Source organism: Streptomyces vietnamensis (assembly GCF_000830005.1).
GTDB classification, from domain to species: domain Bacteria; phylum Actinomycetota; class Actinomycetes; order Streptomycetales; family Streptomycetaceae; genus Streptomyces; species Streptomyces vietnamensis.
The window spans coordinates 5,151,600-5,174,707 of sequence record NZ_CP010407.1 but is presented as its reverse complement, the minus strand read 5'-3'; the positions used below and the strand labels follow the sequence as shown (position 1 = coordinate 5,174,707).

18 protein-coding genes are annotated in these 23,108 nt (G+C 73.6%); 7 read left to right on the top strand and 11 right to left on the bottom strand.

What is annotated here, in order from left to right; all coding sequences use genetic code 11:
- Nucleotides 1-112 precede the first annotated feature (112 nt).
- The 5 genes from sucD to SVTN_RS23330 form a co-directional block, all read right to left on the bottom strand.
- Complete coding sequence (sucD, locus tag SVTN_RS23350) at nucleotides 113-997, bottom strand: succinate--CoA ligase subunit alpha (protein ID WP_041130848.1); 885 nt, start codon at nucleotides 995-997, stop codon at nucleotides 113-115.
- Nucleotides 998-1,018: 21 nt separating this feature from the next.
- Nucleotides 1,019-2,197 (bottom strand): ADP-forming succinate--CoA ligase subunit beta, encoded by a 1,179-nt coding sequence (gene sucC, locus SVTN_RS23345; protein ID WP_041130847.1) that lies wholly within the window; start codon nucleotides 2,195-2,197, stop codon nucleotides 1,019-1,021.
- Nucleotides 2,198-2,596: 399 nt separating this feature from the next.
- Nucleotides 2,597-3,721: a VWA domain-containing protein gene (locus SVTN_RS23340; protein WP_041130846.1), complete on the bottom strand. Its 1,125-nt coding sequence runs from the start codon at nucleotides 3,719-3,721 to the stop codon at nucleotides 2,597-2,599.
- On the bottom strand, nucleotides 3,721-6,543 hold the full coding sequence (locus SVTN_RS23335; RefSeq protein ID WP_245727614.1) for a DUF5682 family protein: 2,823 nt from the start codon (nucleotides 6,541-6,543) through the stop codon (nucleotides 3,721-3,723). Before SVTN_RS23335 ends, SVTN_RS23340 begins: the two co-directional genes overlap by 1 nt.
- Nucleotides 6,540-7,697: an ATP-binding protein gene (locus SVTN_RS23330; protein ID WP_041130845.1), complete on the bottom strand. Its 1,158-nt coding sequence runs from the start codon at nucleotides 7,695-7,697 to the stop codon at nucleotides 6,540-6,542. Before SVTN_RS23330 ends, SVTN_RS23335 begins: the two co-directional genes overlap by 4 nt.
- 165 nt (nucleotides 7,698-7,862) lie before the next feature.
- Here SVTN_RS23330 and SVTN_RS23325 point away from each other — a divergent pair, with 165 nt between their 5' ends.
- Nucleotides 7,863-9,209, top strand: a complete 1,347-nt coding sequence (locus SVTN_RS23325; RefSeq protein ID WP_245727613.1) for an SWIM zinc finger family protein — start codon at nucleotides 7,863-7,865, stop codon at nucleotides 9,207-9,209.
- Nucleotides 9,210-9,336: 127 nt separating this feature from the next.
- Nucleotides 9,337-10,977, top strand: coding sequence for a DUF5691 domain-containing protein (locus tag SVTN_RS23320; protein ID WP_041130844.1), 1,641 nt, complete (start codon nucleotides 9,337-9,339; stop codon nucleotides 10,975-10,977).
- A gap of 97 nt (nucleotides 10,978-11,074) precedes the next feature.
- On the opposite strand, the gene icmB is transcribed toward SVTN_RS23320, so the two are convergent.
- A complete protein-coding gene (gene icmB / locus SVTN_RS23315) occupies nucleotides 11,075-11,482 on the bottom strand; it encodes a coenzyme B12-dependent isobutyryl CoA mutase small subunit (protein ID WP_041130843.1) in 408 nt (135 codons plus the stop codon).
- Between the two features lie 303 nt (nucleotides 11,483-11,785).
- Here icmB and SVTN_RS23310 point away from each other — a divergent pair, with 303 nt between their 5' ends.
- Together SVTN_RS23310 and SVTN_RS23305 are read left to right on the top strand one after the other, a co-directional pair.
- Nucleotides 11,786-12,577, top strand: a complete 792-nt coding sequence (locus tag SVTN_RS23310; RefSeq protein ID WP_041130842.1) for an esterase/lipase family protein — start codon at nucleotides 11,786-11,788, stop codon at nucleotides 12,575-12,577.
- Nucleotides 12,578-12,799: 222 nt separating this feature from the next.
- A complete protein-coding gene (locus SVTN_RS23305; RefSeq protein WP_041130841.1) occupies nucleotides 12,800-14,362 on the top strand; it encodes a M23 family metallopeptidase in 1,563 nt (520 codons plus the stop codon).
- 75 nt (nucleotides 14,363-14,437) lie between these two features.
- Here the strand turns inward: SVTN_RS23305 and pcrA are convergent, their stop codons facing one another.
- Both pcrA and SVTN_RS23295 read right to left on the bottom strand, forming a co-directional pair.
- Nucleotides 14,438-16,894 (bottom strand): DNA helicase PcrA, encoded by a 2,457-nt coding sequence (pcrA, locus tag SVTN_RS23300; RefSeq protein ID WP_041130840.1) that lies wholly within the window; start codon nucleotides 16,892-16,894, stop codon nucleotides 14,438-14,440.
- A gap of 112 nt (nucleotides 16,895-17,006) precedes the next feature.
- Nucleotides 17,007-17,360, bottom strand: a complete 354-nt coding sequence (locus tag SVTN_RS23295) for a hypothetical protein (RefSeq protein WP_041130839.1) — start codon at nucleotides 17,358-17,360, stop codon at nucleotides 17,007-17,009.
- Nucleotides 17,361-17,705: 345 nt separating this feature from the next.
- On the opposite strand from SVTN_RS23295, the gene SVTN_RS23290 reads away from it, so the two are divergent.
- Nucleotides 17,706-18,821: a C40 family peptidase gene (locus SVTN_RS23290; protein WP_041130838.1), complete on the top strand. Its 1,116-nt coding sequence runs from the start codon at nucleotides 17,706-17,708 to the stop codon at nucleotides 18,819-18,821.
- 45 nt (nucleotides 18,822-18,866) lie between these two features.
- Here SVTN_RS23290 and SVTN_RS23285 read toward each other — a convergent pair whose 3' ends face one another.
- Nucleotides 18,867-19,583 carry a LuxR C-terminal-related transcriptional regulator gene (locus SVTN_RS23285; protein ID WP_041130837.1) on the bottom strand — a complete coding sequence of 239 codons (717 nt, stop codon included), beginning with the start codon at nucleotides 19,581-19,583 and terminating at the stop codon, nucleotides 18,867-18,869.
- Nucleotides 19,580-20,842, bottom strand: a complete 1,263-nt coding sequence (locus SVTN_RS23280; protein ID WP_041130836.1) for an ATP-binding protein — start codon at nucleotides 20,840-20,842, stop codon at nucleotides 19,580-19,582. Before SVTN_RS23280 ends, SVTN_RS23285 begins: the two co-directional genes overlap by 4 nt.
- Before the next feature lie 156 nt (nucleotides 20,843-20,998).
- Between SVTN_RS23280 and SVTN_RS23275 the strand changes: the two genes are divergently transcribed.
- Together SVTN_RS23275 and SVTN_RS42290 are read left to right on the top strand one after the other, a co-directional pair.
- Complete coding sequence (locus tag SVTN_RS23275; RefSeq protein WP_099055220.1) at nucleotides 20,999-22,339, top strand: PspC domain-containing protein; 1,341 nt, start codon at nucleotides 20,999-21,001, stop codon at nucleotides 22,337-22,339.
- Nucleotides 22,326-22,586, top strand: a complete 261-nt coding sequence (locus SVTN_RS42290) for a hypothetical protein (RefSeq protein ID WP_078908457.1) — start codon at nucleotides 22,326-22,328, stop codon at nucleotides 22,584-22,586. Before SVTN_RS23275 ends, SVTN_RS42290 begins: the two co-directional genes overlap by 14 nt.
- On the opposite strand, the gene SVTN_RS23270 is transcribed toward SVTN_RS42290, so the two are convergent.
- Nucleotides 22,496-23,056, bottom strand: a complete 561-nt coding sequence (locus tag SVTN_RS23270; RefSeq protein WP_078908456.1) for a DoxX family protein — start codon at nucleotides 23,054-23,056, stop codon at nucleotides 22,496-22,498. The genes SVTN_RS42290 and SVTN_RS23270 overlap by 91 nt on opposite strands.
- Nucleotides 23,057-23,108 lie beyond the last annotated feature (52 nt).

Below are 23,108 nucleotides of genomic sequence, written 5' to 3'. Positions count from 1 at the left end.
CGGACACGCGAAGGGGCCCCGCCCCCGCCCGGTCTCCCGGGAGGGGCGGGGCCCACTCACGTACCGCTGGTCAGGCTGCTGTGCGCACAGCCCGTTCAGCCTCGTCAGGCTTTCAGCCCGCGAGGATCGCGCGAGCGAGCTTGGCCGTCTCGGTCGGCGTCTTGCCGACCTTGACGCCGGCGGCCTCGAGGGCCTCCTTCTTCGCCTGGGCGGTGCCGGAGGAGCCGGAGACGATGGCGCCGGCGTGGCCCATGGTCTTGCCCTCGGGCGCGGTGAAGCCCGCGACGTAGCCGACGACCGGCTTGGTGACGTTGGCCTTGATGAAGTCGGCCGCACGCTCCTCGGCGTCGCCGCCGATCTCGCCGATCATGACGATCAGGTCGGTGTCGGGGTCCGCCTCGAACGCCGCGAGGGCGTCGATGTGCGTGGTGCCGATGACCGGGTCGCCACCGATGCCGACGGCGGAGGAGAAGCCGATGTCACGGAGCTCGTACATCATCTGGTACGTCAGCGTGCCGGACTTCGAGACCAGGCCGATGCGGCCCGGCTTCGTGATGTCGCCCGGGATGATGCCGGCGTTGGACTGGCCCGGGGTGATGAGACCGGGGCAGTTCGGGCCGATGAGGCGGGTCTTGTTGCCCTTCTCGACGGCGTACGCGTAGAACGCGGCCGAGTCGTGGACGGCGATGCCCTCGGTGATGACGACGGCGAGGGGGATCTCGGCGTCGATCGCCTCGACGACGGCGGCCTTCGCGAAGGCCGGCGGCACGAAGAGGACCGAGACGTTGGCGCCGGTCTCCTTCATGGCCTCGGCGACGGTCCCGAAGACCGGGACCTCGGTGCCGTCGAAGTCGACCTTGGTGCCGGCCTTGCGCGGGTTCACGCCGCCGACGATGTTGGTGCCGTCACCCAGCATGAGCTTGGTGTGCTTCATGCCCGTGGCACCGGTCATGCCCTGGACGATGACCTTGCTGTCCTTGTTGAGGAAGATAGCCATGGCTGTGGTTTCCCCTGTCCCTTACTTCGCAGCCGCGAGCTCGGCGGCCTTGTCGGCCGCGCCGTCCATGGTGTCCACGCGCTGCACGAGCGGGTGGTTGGCGTCCGACAGGATCTTGCGACCCAGCTCCGCGTTGTTGCCGTCGAGGCGCACGACCAGCGGCTTGGTGACCTCTTCGCCCTTGGAGGCGAGGAGCTCCAGGGCCTGGACGATGCCGTTGGCGACCTCGTCACAGGCGGTGATGCCACCGAAGACGTTGACGAACACGGACTTGACGTCCGGGTCGCCCAGGATGATCTCCAGGCCGTTCGCCATGACCTCGGCGGAGGCGCCGCCGCCGATGTCGAGGAAGTTGGCCGGCTTCACGCCGCCGTGGTTCTCACCGGCGTACGCGACGACGTCCAGGGTCGACATGACCAGGCCGGCGCCGTTGCCGATGATGCCGACCTCGCCGTCGAGCTTGACGTAGTTGAGGTTCTTGGCCTTGGCGGCAGCCTCGAGCGGGTTGGCTGCTTCCTTGTCCTCGAGCGCCTCGTGCTCGGGCTGACGGAAGTCGGCGTTCTCGTCGAGGGACACCTTGCCGTCGAGGGCGATGACCTCACCGGAGGCGACCTTGGCCAGCGGGTTGACCTCGACGAGGAGCGCGTCCTCGGCGACGAAGGTCTTCCACAGGGTCACGAGGACCTCGGCGACCTTCTCGGCGACCTCGGCCGGGAACTTCGCCAGGGCCACGATCTCGCGGGCCTTCTCGATGTCGACGCCCGTGTTGGAGTCGACCGGCACCTTCGCGAGCTTCTCGGGGGTCGTCGCGGCGACCTCCTCGATGTCCATGCCACCGGCGACGGACGCCATGGCGAGGAAGGTGCGGTTGGTGCGGTCGAGGAGGTACGAGACGTAGTACTCCTCGACGATCTCCGGAGCGGTCTCCGCGATCATCACCTTGTGGACCGTGTGGCCCTTGATGTCCATCCCGAGGATGTCCGTCGCGCGGGCGACGGCCTCGTCCGGGGTGGCGGCCAGCTTGACGCCGCCGGCCTTGCCGCGGCCGCCGACCTTCACCTGCGCCTTGACGACCGACTTGCCGCCAAGACGCTCGGTGGCCTCGCGCGCCGCCTCAGGCGTGTCGATGACTTCACCGGCCAGCACCGGTACACCGTGCTTGGCGAAGAGGTCCCTCGCCTGGTACTCGAACAGGTCCACGCGCGTCCGTCCCTTTTCTGATGATCGCGGTTCGTTGTCTGCGTGGGCGTGCCGCGGAGGGCAACGTGACTGCGCTGTCACAAGGGAGGCGTGCACGGAGTCCGTGGACGCGGCATGTCCGTCTCGCAGGTTATCCCCGTGGGCCGTGGGTCCCTAAATCGCAGATCCCAACAGAGCGGTGATACGGGTCACAGATCGTAGGGGTCGGGGGGCGTTCCGTAGGGGTGGCGGGATGGGGTCGGGGTGCCCTCGCGGCAGGCGGGGACTGGCCTCCGGGGCCCTCACGACGCGCCGGGCGCTCGGGTGAGGGCCGTTCCGCCACGCGTGTGATATGAGCCTCAGTCGGGCTGCGGACCCCCGTGCGGGTGGTCCCGCGACGACGGATTCCGCACCGGCCGCTCACCCCTCCGGTATCGGAAGGGGGCGCTTCTCCAGGGCGGCGGCCATGATCTCCGGGAACAGGTCGGGGGTGCAGGCGAAGGCCGGGGCGCCGAGGGCGGCGAGCGCGGCGGCATGCTCCCGGTCATAGGCGGGCGCGCCCTCGTCGGAGAGCGCGAGCAGGCTCACGAACTGCACCCCGGAGGCCTTCATCGCGGCGACCCGCTTCACCATCTCGTCGCGGATGCCTCCCTCGTACAGGTCGCTGATGAGCACGACGACGGTGTCGGCGGGCCGGGTGATCTTCGACTGGCAGTAGGCGAGGGCGCGGTTGATGTCGGTGCCGCCGCCGAGCCGGGTGGAGAAGAGGACGTCGACCGGGTCGTCGAGCTGCTCGGTGAGGTCGACGACGGAGGTGTCGAAGACGACGAGGCGGGTGGCGAGCGACCGCAGGGAGGCGAGGACCGCGCCGAAGACGGCGGCGTGGACGACGGAGGCGGCCATGGAGCCGGACTGGTCGATGCAGAGCACCACCTCCTTCCTGACCGCCCGGGAGGCGCGCCCGTGGCCGACGAGCCGCTCGGGGACGAGCGTGCCGTGCTCGGGCAGGTAGTGCTTGAGGTTGGCGCGGATCGTGCGGTCCCAGTCGATGTCGCGGTGGCGGGGGCGGCTGATCCGGGCGGAGCGGTCGAGCGCGCCGGTGAGGGTGGCGCGGGTGCGGGTGGCGAGCCGCTTCTCGAGCTCGTCGACGACCTTGCGGACGACGGCGCGCGCCGTCTCCCGGGTCGTCTCGGGCATGGCCCTGCCGAGGGAGAGCAGGGTGCCGACGAGGTGCACGTCGGGCTCGACGGCCTCCAGCATCTCCGGCTCCAGGAGGAGGGTGGCGAGCCCGAGCCGGTCGATGGCGTCGCGCTGCATGACCTGGACGACGGAGGTCGGGAAGTACCTACGGATGTCGCCGAGCCAGCGGGCGACGGAGGGCGCGGAGGCGCCGAGCCCGGCTCCGCCGCCCTGGCCCTTGCGGTCGTAGAGCGCGGTGAGGGCGCCGTCCATGGCGGCGTCGGTGCCGCTGAGCGTCCGGCCGGTGCCGTCAGCGTCCCCGCCGCCGAGCACGAGCCGCCAGCGCCGCAGCCTCTCGTCGGTCATCACGCGTGGGCCTCCGTTCCGAGAATGAGCTGAAGCAGGGGCAGTACGGCATCGGCCCGCGCACGATCGGGAGTGGGCCCGAAGCCGGGGGCACGGGGAACGGAGCCCCCCGCCCCGCCGGACCGGGGCCCCCGGGCGACGAGCTCGCCGAGGGTGCGGCGGACGCCCGTCTCGTACGTGGAGAAGGTGCGGCGCAGCAGCGGCAGGACGTCGGTGAAGGCCGCGTCCGGCACCCCTGCCAGCCAGGCGTCGACGAGCCCGAGAAGCCGCTCGTCATGGACGAGGAGCAGCCCGCCGCCGGAGGCCCCGCCGACGAATCCGTCGATCCAGGCGGCGGCGTCGCCGGGCGGGGTACCGGGCGAGAGAGCACGGCTCATGAGCACCGCGGCCTCACCGTCCCCGATCCCGCCCTCGTCGAGAAGAAGCCGCGCGGCCCTCCCCCGAAGCACACCGGGTGTCCGGTCACGGTCGGCGAGCCGCCGCAGCACTCCGGTCCAACGCCTGGCGAGGCCACCGGCGGGGCGCCCGGGGGCGGCGGCAGCGCCGGGGCCGGGGCTGGCGGGACCGAGGCTCGCGGGACCGGGGCTCGCGGGACCGGGGCTCGCCTCGGGCCGGGCGGGTGCGGCGGGCCGACCGGGCGCGGTGGGCGCGTCGGGCGCGATGGGCGCGTCGGGCGCGGCCGGGTCGGTGTCCGCCTCGGGTCCGGTCGGCGCGGCGGTCGTCTCCGGGTGGTCCTGGAGGAGGCCGATCGCCGTGTGGACGGCGTCGAGGCGGTCGCGCATCTCGGCGGCGGCGTCCGCGTCGAGGCCGGCGCAGGCGGGCGGCAGGCCGACGCAGATCCGCTCGGCGAGCCCGGCGGCGACCCCGCCGAGGGCGGCCGTGCCGGTGCCGCGGACGTCGCCGTAGCGCAGGGAGCGGGCCAGGGCCGGGAGGGCCTGGGCGAGGTGGGCGACGTCGGTGTCGAGCGCGGCCCGGTCGGCGAGCGCCCGCATGACGACGGGCAGCGCGTCGGTGAGCCCGGCGAGGAGGCAGTGCTCGGCGAGGGCGGTGATGTCGGCGAGGGCGGTCGCGGCGAGCGCCAGGGACTCGGCCTTGGCGGTGGCGGCGCCCTCGACGGTGGTGCCCCAGACGCCGGCCTCGGCGACCTGGACGTGCAGCTCGGGCTCCCAGCGCAGCCGCCAGGTCTCGCGGAAGGTGCCGGTGCCGGCGCGTCCGGCGGCCGGTTCGCCCCAGTGGACGCCGAGGAGGCGCAGCCGGTGCAGCAGACGGCTGCGCTCGCCGTCGGTGTCCTTGCGGAGGTCGAGGCCGAGCTCGCGCTCCTGCGCCTCGGGCTTGAGGCGCAGGGTGCGCTGGCGGCGGGTCAGATCGCGCTGGAGGGGTACGGCGGGGGCGCTGGCCGGGACCTCGCCGAGGACGTCGCCGACGACGAGGCGGTCGCGGACGAGGCCGAGCGGCACGTCGGAGCCTTCGCAGAGGACGGCGCGGACGGCGTCGGTCGTCTCGTCGAGGCCGGGGCGCGGACGGCCGCGCAGCGCGGCGAGGGTCTCGGCGAGCCGAACGGCCTCGATGACGTGGGCGGAGGAGACGGGGTGGTCCTCGGCCCTGAGGAGGCCGGCGACCTTGGTCATCCAGCGCTCGACGGGCCGGTCGGGGGCGGCGAAGAGGTGCCTGTACCAGCCGGGCGCGTCGATTCCGGCGCCGTAGCCGGAGCGGCGGGCGAGCCTGCGGTGGGTCCAGGGGACCCAGGTCAGCTCGGCCTTCACCTTGGGCAGGCCCTTCAGGAGGGCCTTGTCGGCGGTGACGGTGGTCCTGCGGGTGAGGGCGGGCACGTGCCAGGCGCCGCAGACGACGGCGACGGAGTCGCCGAACTCCTTGCGGGCGGCGCGCAGCTGGAGCCGCATGTACGCCTCGCGGACCAGGTCGCGGGGGTGGCCGCCGTGCCCGTACGTCTCGCGCAGGGCGCCCATGGCCTCGGCGAGGGCCTCGAAGGGGGCGGTGGGGTCGCCGTCGCCGCGCAGCTCGACGACGTCCTCCCACCAGCGCTCGGCGTCCTCGTACCCGGCGGCGCGGGCGAGTTCGGCGACCGGGTCGATCCGCAGGCCGCTGCCGGCGACCGCCTCCTCGTCGTCCCCCTCGTCCCGCCAGGTGGGGTCGGCGGCTGCGAGGGTGTGGGCGGCGGGCAGGTCGACGAAGCGGACGGCGGCGCCCCGGTCGAGGGCCCAGCGGATCGCGACCCACTCGGGCGAGAACTCGGCCATCGGCCAGAACGCGGCCCGCCCGGGGTCGTCCACGGCGTGGGCGAGCAGCGCGACCGGCGGCCGCATGTCCGGGTCCCCGGCGAGCGCCACGAGGGCGTCGGCCTCTGCGGGTCCCTCGACGAGCACCGCGGCGGGCTGCTCCGCCTCCAGCGCCGCCCGCACTCCCCGCGCGGAGCCGGGCCCGTGATGCCGCACCCCGAGCAGCAGGGGCCCGCCCCGGCGCCCGCCGGCCCCGGCGCCGACGCCCGAGGCCGGGCCCGCCCCCGGACGCGCGCCCCGGGACGGATCCGACGCCGGGACCGCGACCCGGGACGGATCCGACACCGGGACCGCGGCCCGCCCCGAGCCCGACGCCCGGTCCCCGTCCGCCACCGGAGCCACGACCCCACCCGCGTCCGACGCCCGGTCCGCGTCCGCGACCAGAGCCGCGACCCCACCCGCGTCCGACGCCCGGTCCGACGCCGGCACCGGGGGCACGGCCCGGCCCCCGTCCGACGCCGGGCCCAGCGCCCGGTCCGCGTCCGGCGCGCGGGGCTCGTCCGACGCAGTGGCCGTGGGCGTCATGCGCTCACCTCGCGGCAGGCGCGGTAGAAGTCCTTCCAGCCGTCCCGCTCCCGCACGACCGTTTCCAGGTACTCCTGCCAGACGACCCGGTCGGCCGCCGGGTCGCGGACGACCGCGCCGAGGATGCCGGCGGCGATGTCGGCGGGGCGCAGGACGCCGTCGCCGAAGTGGGCGGCGAGGGCGAGTCCGCCGGTGACGACGGAGATCGCCTCGGCCGTGGAGAGCGTCCCCGAGGGGGACTTGACCCTGGTGCGGCCGTCGGCGGTGACGCCGTCCCGCAGCTCGCGGAAGACGGTGACGACCCGGCGGATCTCGTCGACGCCGTCGGGCGGGGAGGGCAGTTGCAGGGAGCGTCCGAGCTGCTCGACGCGGCGGGCGACGATGTCGACCTCGTCCTCGGGGGTCGCGGGCAGCGGGAGCACGACCGTGTTGAAGCGGCGGCGCAGGGCGCTGGAGAGCTCGTTGACGCCCCGGTCGCGGTCGTTGGCGGTGGCGATCAGGTTGAAGCCGGGGACGGCCTGCACCTCCTCCCCCAGTTCGGGGACGGGCAGGGTCTTCTCGGACAGGATCGTGATGAGCGTGTCCTGCACGTCGGCGGGGATGCGGGTGAGTTCTTCGACGCGGGCGGTCGTGCCCCGGGACATCGCGCGCATCACGGGGCTGGGCACGAGGGCGTCCCGGCTGGGGCCGTGGGCGAGGAGCCGGGCGTAGTTCCAGCCGTACCGGATGGCTTCCTCGGGCGTGCCGGCGGTGCCCTGGACGAGGAGGGTGGAGTCGCCGCTGACGGCGGCGGCGAGGTGCTCGGAGACCCAGGTCTTGGCGGTGCCGGGGACGCCGAGCAGGAGCAGTGCCCGGTCGGTGGCGAGCGTGGTGACGGCGACTTCCACGATGCGGCGCGGTCCGACGTACTTGGGTGTGATGACGGTTCCGTCGGGGAGCGTGCCGCCGAGGAGGTAGGTGGCGACGGCCCAGGGCGAGAGGCGCCAGCGGGCGGGCCGGGGCCGGTCGTCGGCGGCGGCGAGGGCCGCGAGTTCATGGGCGAAGGCCTGCTCGGCGTGCGGCCGCAGGGCCTCGGCGGCGGTCTGCGGCCGTCCCGGTCCGGTGTCCGTCTCGACACCGGAACCGGGCTGCGCGATGGTTTCGGGCACGGGCATGGATCCCCCTCCAGATCGTTCGACCTGCTGTGCGATCCACCGTGCACCATGCCACTGACAATCGGATGTCACCGCTGGTCAGAGGCGTTGCCAAGGGCGTTGCCAAGGGCGTTGTCAGAGGAGTCGTCAGGGGCGTTGTCAGTGGCGGCCTCTACCGTCGGGGACATGAATGGCATGGGGGTGCGCTGGACGGCTGAACAGGTGCTGGCACTGGCTCCTGACGAAGCGTCGCGCAGAGCGGGGAGCAAGCTCGGCACGGCCGGGCCCTGGTCGGAGACCGGGTGCGGCGACGGTGCCGTCTGGGGCCTGTGCAAGGGCAGCGGGAGCACGCCGTACCGGACGGTCGTCGACACCACGGGCCCCGCGTACTCCTGCGGTTGCCCCAGCCGGAAGTTCCCCTGCAAGCACGCCCTCGGTCTGCTGCTGCTCCGGGCGGCGGACGGGATCGCCGCCGAGGACTCCCCCGCGCCCGACTGGGCCGCACACTGGCTCACCGCGCGGCGCGGCCGGGCCGCGGGCGCCGGACGGGGGGACGGGGACGCGGCCCCGGGGCCGACGGCGGACCCCGAGGCCGCGCGCCGCAGGGCCGAGCGGAGGGCGGCCCGGATCACCTCGGGGACGCAGGAGTTGGAGCAGCGGCTCGCCGATCTGCTGCGCGGCGGCCTGGCGGCGGCCGGACAGGCGGGGTACGGGCTGTGGGAGGAGACGGCGGCCCGCATGGTCGACGCCCAGGCGCCGGGACTCGCCAGCCGGGTCCGGGAGTTGGGGGCGATACCGGGCTCGGGTCCTGGCTGGCCCGTGCGGCTCCTGGAGGAGTGCGCGCTGACCCATCTCCTCGACCGGGCGTGGCTGGCGGCGGACCGGCTGCCCGCCCCGTTCGCGACGACGGTACGGACCCGGGTGGGCCTCGCCTCCCCGGCCGACGGCGTCCCGGTGCGCGACCACTGGCTGGTCCTCGCGCAGTACGACGCGGCCGACGCCCGGCTGACCACCCGTCGGATCTGGCTGCACGGCACGAAGACCGGGCGCACCGCGCTCCTGCTCTCCTACGGCGCGGCGGGCAGAGCGCCGCAGCTCGCGCTCCCCGTGGGCGCACTGCTCGACGGCGAGCTGACCCCGCACACCGGCGCCGGCCAGGTGCGGGCGGAGCCGGGCGAGCAGTTCGTCCCGGTCGCGGGCCCGGTCGCCCCTCCGGCGGGCGGGCCGGTCGGCGCGGCGCTCGACGCGTACGGCCGCGCGCTGGCCGAGGACCCGTGGCTGGACTCCTGGCCCGTGACGCTGAGCGGGGTCGTACCGGCGCCCGCGGAGTACGGCTGGCAGCTCGCCGACGCCGACGGCCGCGAGGCGCTGCCCCTGACGCCCGCCGCCCAGTCCCGGCCCGGGCTCTGGCGGCTGGTCGCCCTGTCCGGCGGCGCCCCGGTGACCGTCTTCGGGGAGTGCGGGCACCGGGGGTTCACCCCGCTCGCCGCCTGGTCGCCGGAGACCCCGGGCGAGACGGTCCCCCTCATATGACACCCGCCATGTGACGTCAGCTCACCTGGCTCCCGCTCACCTGACGTCAGCCCACATGACGCCTGCCCCCATGACGCCCGCCCACCCGGCACCCGACCACCGCGCACCGACCCACCGGAGGAGCCCGATGGACACCACCACGACCACCTCCACCACACCCCCCGCCGATGACGCGGCGTGGGAGGAGCTCGTCAGTTCGGCGCTCCTCGGCACGGACCGGCGGCCTCCCGCCGGGCTCGCGGGCTCCACGGCGGCCCGGGACATGCCGGGTGCGCTGCTCGACGCCGCCGCGCTGCACACCGTGCGGCGCAGGGCGGGGCTGCGGCCCGGGCCCGCCGCGCCCCTGCCGGAGCCCGCACCGGAGGACCCGCGCGCGCCGCTGCCCGAGGCGGCCCGGCTCCGCCTCGACCAGCTGCTCGCCGGCCGGGCCGCGCCCTCGCCCGCCGGGCGGCGCGGGGCCGCCCCCGACCTGGCCGAGCTGCTCCCCCAGTGGCTGGCCCTCGCCAACCGGCACGGCTACAAGGCGCCGCCCGCCGCCCTGCCGGCGCTGCTCGACGCGGCCAGGGCCCGCACCGATCTGCGGCCCCAGGCGCTCCGCCTCGCCGGGCCGCGCGGTCTGTGGCTGGCCCGGCTCAACCCCGAGTGGAGGTTCGCCCTCCGGGGCACGGGCGCGGCCGGCAACCTCCCGTCCTCGGGGGACCCGGAGGGGGTCCGCGCCCTGTGGGACGAGGGCCTGTTCGCCGAGCGGGTCGCCCTGCTCGCCGCCGTACGGACCGAGGACCCGGCCGCCGGTCTCGCGCTGCTCGCGTCGACCTGGTCCGCCGAGCGGGCGGAGGACCGGCTGATGTTCCTGGACTCGCTGCGGGCCGGACTCTCCGATGCCGACGAGGAGTTCCTCGAGGAGGCCCTCGGCGACCGCAGCCGCAACGTCCGGGCCACCGCCGCCGAGCTGCTCTCCGCCCTGCCGGCCTCCGCGCTCGCGGGGCGGATGGCGGGCCGGGCCGCCACCTGCGTCGGCCTGGACCGTACGGCCCCGACGCCGACGATCGCCGTCGAGGCCCCGCACGAGTGCGATGCGGCGATGCAGCGGGACGGCCTGGTGGCGACGCCTCCGGCGGGCCGGGGCGAGCGTTCCTGGTGGCTGGGCCAGCTCGTCGAGGCGGCGCCGCTGTCCGCGTGGCCGGCGAGGTTCGGGGGGCGCACCCCGGAGGAGATCGTGGCGCTGCCGGTCGCCGACGACTGGCAGGCCGAGCTGCACGCGGCCTGGTGCCGGGCCGCCGTGCGCCAGCGGGACCCGGACTGGTCCCGCGCGTTGCTCGGCTCCCCGGCGGTCCCGCCCGCGACGGGCCCCGGCACCTCGTCCCTGGCCGAGCGCGCCCAGCTCCTCTCGACGCTGCCCGTGGAGGAACGGGCGCGCTGGGTGGCCTCGTTCGTCGCGGCCCACGGTCTTTCGGAGGCGTTCCAGCTGCTTGGCGTCTGCGCCGTACCGTGGGCGGAACCGCTCGGCGCGGCGGTGATCGACGCCCTCGACATCGCGCGGGAGGCGGGCAGTTACCCGTGGAGCTTCAGCGGGGTGATGGGCCTGGCGGAGCGCTGCCTCGCCCCGGAGGCGGCACGGCAGCTGGAGTCCCTGACGGCCCGTCCCGACGAGGCGGAGGACAGCTCCCCCGGCGCGGGCGACTACTGGTCGGAGGCCTTCCAGCGCCTGGTCTCCACGCTCCGTCTCCGCGCGGCGATGCGCGCGGAACTCACCCCACCGGACGCCTGACGGTCACCGCCCTCCGCCGGGGCGGTTCCCCGCCGGGACGGGACAGGGCCCTCCCGAGCGGGAAGGCCCTGTCATCGCATGCGCACCGCGCAGCGGATCACGCGGCGACGCGGACGTTCGCGTTCACCCAGTCGACGATGGACGCGGTCGTCGCGCCCGGCGTGAAGATCTCCGCCACGCCCTTCTCCTTGAGCGGCGGGATGTCCGCGTCGGGGATGATGCCGCCGCCGAAGACCTTGATGTCCTCCGCGTCGCGGTCCTTGAGGAGCTCCAGGACCTTCACGAACAGCGTGTTGTGCGCTCCGGAGAGGATCGAGAGGCCGATCGCGTCGGCGTCCTCCTGGATCGCGGTGTCGACGATCTGCTCGGGCGTCTGGTGGAGCCCGGTGTAGATGACCTCCATGCCGGCATCGCGGAGCGCTCGCGCGATCACCTTGGCCCCGCGATCGTGACCGTCGAGACCCGGCTTGGCGACGACCACGCGGATCGGACCGCTCACACCCATGACTGCCTCCACATGCGACCCCCGCGCTTCGTTGCCGGGGAGGTGAACGAACGTTATCCCCAGCATCCCGCACCCGGCCGTTTCGCGGTGGCCACCGAGGGGGAAATCACACGTGGGACATGTTCGCTCTGCGCCGTCCCCGCTTACGGGCCCTCCTCCTGGGCCCACCAGCCGCGAGCGGGGCCGGTCGCGAAGGGAGCCGCGACGAGGTCCGCCGCGCCCCCGTGCCGCCGTCCGTGCGGCGCGGGGGCGCGGCGGACCGCCGTACCGTGTCGGCCCCGCGTGCCGTTCGGGAGGCCGGCCATGGAGCTCACCAAGGTCACCGCCCTGATGAAGGCCACCGCGCTGGAAGTCGCGATCCTCACCGGCCATCTGGTCCTCTACCCGTCCGGGATCGTCGCCGAGCGGCTCTCCCCCGCCCCGACCCCCACCACGATCACCCCGGGCAGCCGCCCGGTCGTCCTCCTGCACGGCTTCGTCGACAACCGTTCGGTCTTCGTGCTGCTGCGCCGTTCCCTCGTCCGGCACGGCCGTGACTGTGTCGAGTCGCTCAACTACTCACCGCTCACCTGCGACCTGCGGGCCGCCGCCGAGCTGCTCGGCCGCCGGGTGGACGAGATCCGCGCCCGCACCGGACACGCCGAGGTCGACGTCGTCGGGCACAGCCTGGGCGGCCTGATCGCCCGCTATTACGTGCAGCGACTGGGCGGCGACGCCCGGGTGCGCACCCTCGTCACGCTGGGCACCCCGCACTCCGGCACCACGGTGGCCCCGCTCGCCGACGCGCATCCGCTGGTGCGGCAGATGCGGCCCGGTTCGGAGGTCCTGCGGGAGCTCGCCGGGCCCGCGCCCGGCTGCCGGACCCGGTGCGTGAGCTTCTGGAGCGATCTGGACCAGATGATGGTGCCGGTGGAGACCGCCCGTCTCGACCACCCGGACCTGCTCGTGCACAACGTGCGGGTGAGCGGCATCGGCCATCTCGCGCTGCCCGTGCATCCGACCGTGGCCGCCGGGGTCCGGGAGGCCCTCGACGCCGGGGGTCCCGTCGCCTCCGGGACGCGGGAAGAGGGGCCCGGTTCCACCTCCGTCGCCTGAGCGCACGACACCGTTCTTCGAACGTTCATCGAACACAAGGCCAAAGCTCTACACCCGACCTGGCAAAACGGGGTCGATTGCCCTTTTCCTGCGGGCCCGAACCCCTCCGAAGATTGTCCGCCCCGCGTACCGCCGGGTACAGTCGCGCCACTGCTTACCCCCGGGACACCCCTCACGGGCCCGCCCCGGACTGGTCCTGCTGCCGAGGCGAGAGAGACGTTGGTGAACGACCAGCACCCCCACGCCGGGTACGTCGGAGACGGCGCCCACACCACCGGCAGCTTCGCCATCGACCCGCTGTTCGGCGCCTACCCCGGCGGTCAGGCCGACCACAGCGGCCAGTGGGACCTCGGCCAGTACGCCACCACCGGCACGTACGCGACGACGGGGCAGTACGACACCACCGGGCAGTACGCCACCACGGGGCAGTACGACACGACCGGCCAGTGGGACACCACGGGCCAGTGGAACACCGCCGCCGCCTCCTACGAGGCCACCGGCACGTACGGGACCACCGCGACGCAGTACGACACCACCGGACAGTGGGACGCCTCCGCCTGGACCGAGGCCCAGCACGCCGGCCAGTACGAGACCGCCCACGCAGGCTCCTACGCCGCCCAGGGCGCGTACGGCTACGAGGCCTACGACGCCACCGGCCAGTGGGCCGCCCCCGCCTTCGCGACCGAGACCGGCGCCTTCGACGCGACCGCGTGGAACCACGCGGCCCCGGAGCCCGAGCCGGTCGTCCCCCAGCAGTACACCCCGCAGGCCGAGCACACCGCCGAGTTCGCCTTCGAGTACGTCCCCGAGGGGCACGAGGGCCACGAGGAACTCCCCTCCGACGAGACCTACGAGGCCTACGAGCCGGCCGAGGACGACGACCCGGCCGAGGCCGGGGCCCCGGAAGCCCTCGAAGACGGTGAGGACGACGAGGCCGACGCGTACGACACGTACGAGAAGCCGGCCGTCGAGCTCCGCACCGACTCGCCCGTCGCAGGCCGCCCCGTGCGCCGCTCCTCCGGCGGCAGCCGCGGCCGTCGCCGTACCCCCGCCAAACGGTCCGCGCTGCTGACCGTCGCCGTACCCTCCGCCTGCGTCATGGGCGTCGCCGGCATCGCCGCCGCCTCCGTCGGCGGGCTCACCGGCTCCACCACGACCGGCGGGCAGAAGGACGACACGACCTCGCTCGCCGCCGCCGACCCGGCCTCGGTCAAGCAGGTCGCCGCCAACAGCGCGCTCGACACCCAGCTCGCCGCGCTCAGCGCCGACGCCCGCGACTTCGGCGACCGCGCCAGCCGCACCCAGGAGCGCATCGACCTCCGGGCCCGCCAGGACGCCGAGAAGAAGAAGCGCGAGGAGGAGGCGGCCCGCAAGGAGGCCATGCGCCCCAAGTACGTGCTGCCGGTGACGCTCCACCAGCTCAGCGCGCGCTTCGGCCAGGCGGGCGTCAACTGGATGTCGGTGCACACGGGCATCGACTTCCCCGTGCAGTACGGCACCCCCGTGATGGCCGCGACCGACGGCACCGTCCGCACGCAGTGGAACAGCGCCTACGGCAACATGGCGATCGTGACCTCCCCCAACGGCACCGAGACCTGGTACTGCCACCTGAGCAGCACCAAGATCCGCTCGGGTTACGTCAAGGCCGGCGACGTCATCGCCTACTCCGGCAACTCCGGCAACTCCACCGGCCCGCACCTCCACTTCGAGGTCCGGCCGGGCGCCGGCTCCGCGATCGACCCGCTGGCCTGGCTGCGCAGCCACGGCCTCGACCCGACCAGCTGAGCCTTCCCCCGCACGCGTACGAGAAGGGCCCCCGGCGACTTTCCGCCGGGGGCCCTTCTCGTACGTCCCGCCTCGCTACAGCTTCTCGACCGGCGCGTACCGCAGCAGCAGCCGCTTCGGCTTGTCGTCGCCGAAGTCGATCGTCGCCTGGGCGTCCGAGCCGGCGCCGGTCACCGCCATGACCGTGCCGAGCCCGAACTGGTCGTGCGTGACGCGGTCGCCGACCTGGAGGGAGATCACCGGCTTCTCGCCGGCGCGCCGGGTGGCGAAGCCGGAGGGGCCGGAGCGGGCGCGGGAGGAGGAGAGCGAAGAGGAGAGCGAGGAGGTGATCCCCGCGGTCGGCCCGGCGGGCTTCGCCATCGGACCGGTCCGCTTCCACTCCAGGTACGCGGGCGGGATCTCCTCCAGGAAGCGCGAGGCCGGGTTGTACGAGGGCTGGCCCCAGGCGCTGCGCATCGACGAGCGGGTGAGGTAGAGCCGCTCACGCGCGCGCGTGATGCCCACGTACGCGAGGCGCCGCTCCTCCTCCAGCTCCTTCGTCTGCCCGAGGGCGCGCATGTGCGGGAAGACGCCGTCCTCCATGCCGGTGAGGAACACCACCGGGAACTCCAGGCCCTTGGCGGTGTGCAGGGTCATCAGGGTGATGACGCCCCGGCCCTCCTCGTCCTCGTCCGGGATCTGGTCGGAGTCGGCGACAAGGGCGACCCGCTCCAGGAACTCGGCGAGGCTCGCGGGCTCTTCACCCTTCTCCTGCTCGAACTCGAGGGCGACGGCGGCGAGTTCCTGGAGGTTCTCGATGCGGGTCTCGTCCTGCGGGTCGGTCGAGACCTGGAGCTCGGCCAGGTAGCCGGTCCGCTCCAGGACGGCCTCCAGGACGACGGCCGGGCCGGCGCCGGACTCGACGACGGTGCGCAGCTCGTCCATGAGCGCGTTGAACCGCTTCACCGCGTTCGCCGAGCGCGCCGCCATGCCGTACGCCTCGTCGACCCGCTTGAGGGCCTGCGGGAAGGTGATCCTCTCGCGCAGGGAGAGGGCGTCGATCATCGCCTCGGCGCGCTCGCCGATGCCCCGCTTGGGGACGTTGAGGATGCGGCGCAGCGGCACGTTGTCCTCGGGGTTGGCGAGGACGCGGAGGTACGCGAGGACGTCCCGGACCTCCTTGCGCTCGTAGAAGCGCACGCCGCCGACGACCTTGTAGGGCAGTCCGACGCGGATGAAGATCTCTTCGAAGACACGGGACTGGGCGTTGGTCCGGTAGAAGACGGCGACGTCCCCGGCCTTGGCCTCGCCCGCGTCGGTGAGCCGGTCGATCTCGTCGGCGACGAACTGGGCCTCGTCGTGCTCGGTGTCGGCGACGTAGCCGGTGATCTGCGCGCCCGCGCCCGCGTTCGTCCACAGGTTCTTGGGGCGGCGGGACTCGTTGCGCTCGATGACGGCGTTGGCGGCGGAGAGGATCGTCTGGGTGGAGCGGTAGTTCTGCTCCAGGAGGATCGTCGTCGCGTCCGGGTAGTCCTCCTCGAACTGGAGGATGTTGCGGATGGTCGCGCCGCGGAAGGCGTAGATCGACTGGTCGGCGTCGCCGACGACGCACAGCTCGGCCGGACCGAGGTCCTCGTAGCCGGTGCCGACGAGCTCCCGCACGAGGGTGTACTGGGCGTGGTTGGTGTCCTGGTACTCGTCGACGAGGACGTGGCGGAAGCGACGGCGGTAGTGCTCGGCGACGTCCGGGAACGCCTGGAGCAGGTGGACCGTCGTCATGATGATGTCGTCGAAGTCCAGGGCGTTGGCCTCGCGCAGCCGCGCCTGGTACATCCGGTACGCCTCGGCGAGCGTCTTCTCGAAGCCGTCGGCGGCCCGGTCGGCGAAGGTCTCCTCGTCGATCAGCTCGTTCTTGAGGTTCGAGATCTTGGCGCTGAAGGACTTCGGCGGGAACTTCTTCGGGTCGAGGTCCAGGTCCCGGCAGACCAGCGACATCAGGCGCTTGGAGTCGGCGGCGTCGTAGATCGAGAAGGAGGACGTGAAGCCGAGCCTCTTCGACTCACGGCGCAGGATGCGGACGCACGCGCTGTGGAAGGTCATGACCCACATGGCGTTGGCGCGCGGGCCGACGAGCTGCTCGACGCGCTCCTTCATCTCGCCGGCGGCCTTGTTGGTGAAGGTGATCGCCAGTATCTGGCCGGGGTGGACGTGCCGGGTGGCCAGGAGGTGGGCGATGCGGTGGGTGAGGACCCGGGTCTTGCCGGAGCCGGCACCGGCGACGATGAGCAGCGGGGTGTCGGTGTGGACGACGGCGGCGCGCTGCTGCTCGTTCAGCCCCTCCAGGAGCGCGGCGGCGTCCACGACGGGCCGCGGGGCGCCGTCGCGGTAGTGCGTGTCCCGGGGCGGGGGCGCGTCGAAGTGCTCCCCGAAGAGGTCGTGCGGGACCTCCTCCGTGGCCGGGGAGCCGTGCTCCTCGTCCTCGGGGTGGGGCGGGGGCTCCTCCGAGTGGTTCTGGAGGCTTGCCAGGAAGCTGTCGTCAAAGAGGCTGCTCATCGCCTCACGAGTCTAGGACGCCCCGCCGACATCCGGGTCCGCCTTCGGAACCGTCTCTGTGGAAGGCCTCACACAGGCCTCACACAGGGCTCACGCAGAGCTCACGCAGGGCTCACACCCAGAGGGTCGCGATGAAGATGTTCGCCATGGTCAGGCCGCCGACGGCGCCGAAGAGGGCCTTGTCGACCTTCTCCTCGTCCCGCTTGACGTAGACGAGGCCGAGGATCACGACGAGGATCGCCAGCTTGATGCCGACCTTGAGGTTGTTCACGGTGTGGTCGTCGGCCTGGTTGAGGCCGACGAGCGCGACGCCCGTGATCAGCATGGTCAGCGCGCCGTGCAGCATCGCGGGGCTGAAGCGGGCCGTACCGGCGCCCATCGCCTTCATCTGGGTGAGGAAGCCGCCGAGGAGGGAGGCGATACCGATGATGTGCAGGGCGACGAAGACATTGATGAGTACGTCCATGGGGCGGAGCCTAACCGGGGCCCTAGCACCGCTCTCCGGCCGGGTCCACTCCCCCCGCCGCATCGGTCGGACGACCGCCGGAATGTCCCCGTCCCCTCACTCCGAACGAAAGAGTTCGGTCCACGACACGTCAACTGACGCCAATAGCGGTCAACTCCCCGTCCGGCCGTGACCCCAGGTTTAGCGTCCTCCACCAGGTGACCGGCTCCCCACCACCGCCGGCGATCCGGCGGCCGTCGGTCACCCCCGCCGAGAAAACCCGGCGGCGGTCCGTCTCCCCTGTGCGGCCCGCCGTCGGCCCGGCGGGCACCGTCCCCCTCAGGGAAGAGGATGTGACCCGCCCTCGTGGCAGCGCACCGGAAGTCCAAACAGTCCCCCCTCGGCGGCTCGGCGGTACGGACCGCCGCCACCCTCGCCCTCGCCTCTGCGGCGACGGCGACGCTCTTCGAAGGGTCCGGACACGCGGACCCCCGGCCCACCACCGCCCAGGTCAGGGCGAAGGTCGACCGGCTCTACGAGGAGGCCGAGGTCGCGACCGAGCGGTACAACGGGGCGAAGGAGAAGGCCGACGAGGCCCGCGCCGCCTTCGACCGGCTGCGTGACGAGGCCGCCCGCAGGACCGAGCGCCTCAACACCGCACGGGACGCGCTCGGAGCCGTGGCCGCCGCCCAGTACCGCTCCGGCGGTCTCGACCCCGCGGTGCAGCTCGTCCTCACCTCGGACCCGGACCAGTACCTGGAGCGGGCCGCGCTCGCCGAGAAGGCCGGGGACCGGCAGGCGGCCGCCGTCACGGCCGTACGGCGCGAGCTCGCCGCGATCCGGCAGCTGCGCGGCGAGTCGGCGGGGAAGCTCACCGCACTGCGCGCGCAGGAGGCGGAGCTGCGGCGGCAGAAGGCGACCGTGGTCGGCAAGCTGGCGGAGGCCAGGACGCTGCTCGCCCGGCTGACCGAGGAGGAACGCGCCCGGTACGAGGCGGCCGCCGCGGCCCGGAACGGCTCCGGCACCTCGACGCGGACCGACGGGCCGAGCGCCCCGGGCGCGGCCGACGTCTCCGCCCCGGTGCGGGCCGACCGCTCCTCGGGTGGCGAGCGCGAGCCGGTGACCGCCCCGGACGGACGGGCCGCGGCGGCCATCTCCTTCGCCCGCGCCCAGCTCGGCAAGCCGTACGTGTGGGGGGCGACGGGCCCCTCCGCGTACGACTGCTCCGGCCTCACCCAGGCGGCCTGGCGCGCGGCCGGCGTCTCCCTGCCCCGCACCACGTACACCCAGATCAACGCCGGCCGGCGGGTCTCCCGCTCCCAGCTCGCCCCCGGCGACCTGATCTTCTTCTACTCCGGGATCAGCCACGTCGGGCTCTACATCGGCGGCGGCCAGATGATCCACGCCCCCCGGCCGGGCGCCCCGGTACGGATCGCCCCCATCGACGAGATGCCCTTCGCCGGAGCGACCCGCGTCGGCTGAGCGGCCCGGATTCGCCGATGAGCGGCCCGGGTTCGCCGAGCCCGCTCAGACCAGGCGGCGGGCGGTGGCCCAGCGGGTCAGCTCGTGGCGGTTGGAGAGCTGGAGCTTCCGCAGCACCGCCGAGACGTGTGACTCGACCGTCTTCACCGAGATGTAGAGCTGCTTGGCGATCTCCTTGTACGCGTATCCCCGGGCGATCAGCCGCAGCACCTCCCGCTCCCGCTGGGTGAGCCGGTCCAGGTCCTCGTCCACCGGCGGCGCGTCCGTCGAGGCGAAGGCGTCCAGGACGAAACCGGCGAGGCGCGGCGAGAAGACGGCGTCGCCCTCCTGGACGCGGAAGATCGAGTCGACCAGGTCCGTACCGGTGATCGTCTTGGTGACATAGCCGCGGGCACCGCCCCGGATCACCCCGATGACGTCCTCGGCCGCGTCCGAGACCGACAGGGCCAGGAAGCGGACCGGGTCCTCGGACGCAGCCATCAGGCTCGCGCAGCGCCGCAGCACCTCGACCCCGCCGCCGCCCGGCAGGTGCACGTCGAGGAGGACGACCTCGGGGCGGGTCGCGGTGATGACCGTGACCGCCTGGTCGACGTCGGCGGCCTCGCCGACCACCTCGACGCCGGTGACCTCGGTCCGGCCGATCTCGGCCTGGACCCCGGTGCGGAACATCCGGTGGTCGTCGACGAGCACCACCCGCACCCGGCGCTCCGTGCCCGGCGCCTCCGCTTCGGTTCCGGCCGCTGCTCCGGTCTCGTCGCTCATCCGTCCGCCCTCTCCATCTCGAGCTCCACTTCGGTGCCCCCACCCTGCGGTGACCGCAGCCGGGCCGTACCGCCGTTGCGCTGCATACGACCGATGATCGATTCTCGTACGCCCATCCGGTCCTCGGGCACCGCGTCCAGGTCGAAACCCGGTCCCCGGTCCCGCACCGAGACGAACACCATGCGGCCCTCCACCTCGGCGTACACCTGCACGGCCCCGCCCTCGCCACCGTACTTGGCGGCGTTGACCATCGCCTCGCGCGCGGCCTGCATCTGCGCGGTCAGCTTCTCGTCGAGGGGGCAGTCGCCGACGACGACCACCTCCAGCGGGACACCGTGCTTGTCCTCGACCTCGGCCGCCGCTCTCTTCACCGCCTCCGCGAGGGTCTCGGGCTCCTCGTCCCGGCCGGTGCCCTCGGGCTTGTAGAGCCAGTTCCGCAGCTCGCGCTCCTGCGCACGGGCGAGGCGGCGCACCTCTCCCGCGTCGTCGGCGTTGCGCTGGATCAGGGTGAGGGTGTGCAGCACGGAGTCGTGGACGTGGGCCGCGACCTCGGCGCGCTCCTGGGCGCGGATGCGCATGGTCCGCTCGTCGCTGAGGTCCTGCGACATGCGGACCAGCCAGGGGCCGGCGAGGAGCGCGATGCCGGTGAGGACCGCGACGGAGGCGGTGACGGCCGTGCCGAGCTGGGCGACGGAGCCGCGGACCACCACGAAGACCGCGAGGCCGGTGCCGACGAGGCCGACGCCGACGAGGCCGCGGGCGACCTGGAGCGCGCGTCTGTGGCGCCCGGAGTCGGTCCAGCTGGCCCGGCGGGCGTTGTCCGCCTGTCTCCAGACGAGGACGACGCCGACGGCGATGAGGAGGAGGGGCCATATGTAGCGCCCGGTCTCGTTGTCGACGCTGACGTTCCCGACGAGGGCCGCGATGCCGATGCCGAGGGCGATCAGGGCGACGACCTGGCCGCTGTCGGGCTTGCGCAGTCTGCGCCGCCCGTCCGGGGTCTCCTCGAAGAGGGAGCGCGGGGCGGACCGGCCGCCGACGCCGAGCGGGACGACGATCCAGAAGACCGCGTAGAGCACGATGCCGAGGCCGTTCGAGAACGACAGCACCACGAAGAGCACGCGCACCCAGACGACCGGAAGGCCGAGGTGGCCCGCGAGGCCGCGCGCGACACCACCGAGCCACCGCCCGTCGGCGCTCCGGTAGAGCCTGCGCACGGGCGGTTCGTCGGTCTCGGTGACACGAGCGGTTGCGGACATGCACCGATCGTCACACGTTCGGCCCGCTCCGGACATCAGGGTCGGCCCTGAGATCGTCCCTGGTACGGACTCGGGGGCGGTGGCCCCTCGAATATCAGGGTCGGGCCAGGGTCGGCCCCGGTGCCGCGGGGCGTCACGGGCCGTCACCATGGAGCCATGACGAGTTCGATGCCTTCGCAGCACGAGGCCCCGCCACCGGCGGAGGCCGATCCCGCCCCGCCGCTCCGGCGCTCGCGCGGGAGCAACGTCGTGGGCGGCGTCTGCGGAGGTCTCGGGCGGCACTTCGACCTCGACCCGGTGATATTCCGGGTGGTGATCGGCGTGCTGGCGGTGGCCGGCGGCCTGGGCCTGGTGTTCTACGGCTTCGCGTGGCTGCTGATCCCGCTCGCGGGCGAGGAGGAGAGCGAGGGGCGCAGGCTGCTGATGGGCCGGGTGTCCGGGGCCTCCCTGGCGGCCCTCCTGATGGCGCTCATCGGGTGCGGGATCTTCCTGTCGACGCTGCACAGCGGAGGGGTCCTCGGCTTCACGCTGACGCTGTCGCTCGCGGTGTGCGGGGCGGCGGTCTGGTCGCAGCGGCGGCGGGCCGGCGGCGAGACCGAGGGCGGATCGGACACCGTGACGGTCCCCGCGGCCGCCCAGGCGCCGCCCGAGACCAAGGCCCCGCCGCTCTACGAGTCCCCCTCCTGGTGGAGGGACCCGATCGTCAAGGACGGCTCGACGGGCAAGCTGGCCATCGGCTACCTGTGGGGACCTCACGGAATCCTGGACGAGGACGGCACGGTGAACGGCGAGGTGCCGAAGCCGGGCAGCCAGTGGGGTCCCGACCCGACGGTGTCCGGCCGACCGACGCCCTCCATACGCCGGAGTCCGCTCTCCATCGGAGGTCTCGTCTTCCTGCTCGCCCTGCTCGCGGGCGGTCTCGGCACGGGCCTGACGTGGGACACCCACCCGCTGGGCACCAGCCTGCAGATCGGTCTGGCCGCCGCGCTGGCGGTGTTCGGCCTGGGCCTCGTCGTCAGCAGCTTCCTCGGGCGGACCGGGTTCGGGACGGTCTTCCTGACCGTGGTCACGGCGGGCCTGCTCGCGCTGGCCTCGGCGCTGCCGGAGCGGATCTCCACGGAATGGGTCCGTGAGACGTGGCGGCCCGCCTCGGTGGCCGCCGTGCAGCCGGACTACGGTCTCGGCACCGGGGTCGGCACGCTCGATCTCTCCCGGTTCCCGCTCCCGGCCGGCTCGACGGTGGCGACGCGCGCCTCCGTGGGCGCCGGGCGACTCGAGGTGATCGTCCCGAAGGGCGCGGTGGTGAAGCTGCACGCCCAGGTGGGTCTGGGCGATCTGCAGCTGCCGGGCGCGCCCGCCGGCGACATCGACATCGCGCCGGACCGTGACGTGACCCGGACGCTCACCCCGCCGGCCGGGACCACCCCGGCGGGCACCCTGGACCTCTCGTTGGAGGTCGGACTCGGACAGGTGGAGGTCACCCGTGCTGCTTCATGAGTTCCGCCCCGGCCGACTGCTCCTCGGCCTGACCGCCCTCGCCCTGGCCGCCGTCTACGCGGGCGACGCCGCCGGCGCCTGGACGACCCCGTGGTACGTGGTGGTCCCCGTGCTCTGCGGCGGCCTGGGCACCGCCGCCCTCGCGACCTGGGTCGCCTATCGAATACGGCGCCGTTCGGCGAGGAGCCGGTCCAGCGAGAGCACCGGGGCCCCGGCCAGCAGCAGCGGGAGCCAGGACATCAGATAGGCCAGGTCGTTGCCGAGGTAGTACGGGTGCACCTGCCAGCTCACGGTCAGCCAGAGGCTCAGCGAGATCAGCGCGCCGCCGAGCGCCGCCAGTCGGGCGAAGAGACCGAAGAGGGTCCCGAGCCCGACGGCGAGCTCTCCGAAGGCGATGGCGTAGCCGAAGCCGGTCGGGTTGTTGAGGGCGAGGTCGACGAGGGCGGGGATCGCGGAGCTGTCGCGGACGCCGCGCATCATCTCCCCGATGGAACCGCTGCCCGTGTCGGCGAAGAAGGCGGAGTCGGTGAGCTTGTCGAGTCCGGCGTAGACGAAGGTGACCCCGAGGAAGATCCGCAGCGGAAGGAGGGCATAGCGGGAGGCGGTCGCCCTCCACAGGTCGAAGGTGGCCTTCCGCTCGACGAAGCGCCCACCGTCACCGTCGGTGCCGTCGGCATCCCGGGCCTTGCCCGAGCCGGCGTCCTTCTGTCCCGTCATCGTCGGTCACCTCTCCACGCCCCGTACGACTGTTCGCGGAACGATTCTCCCC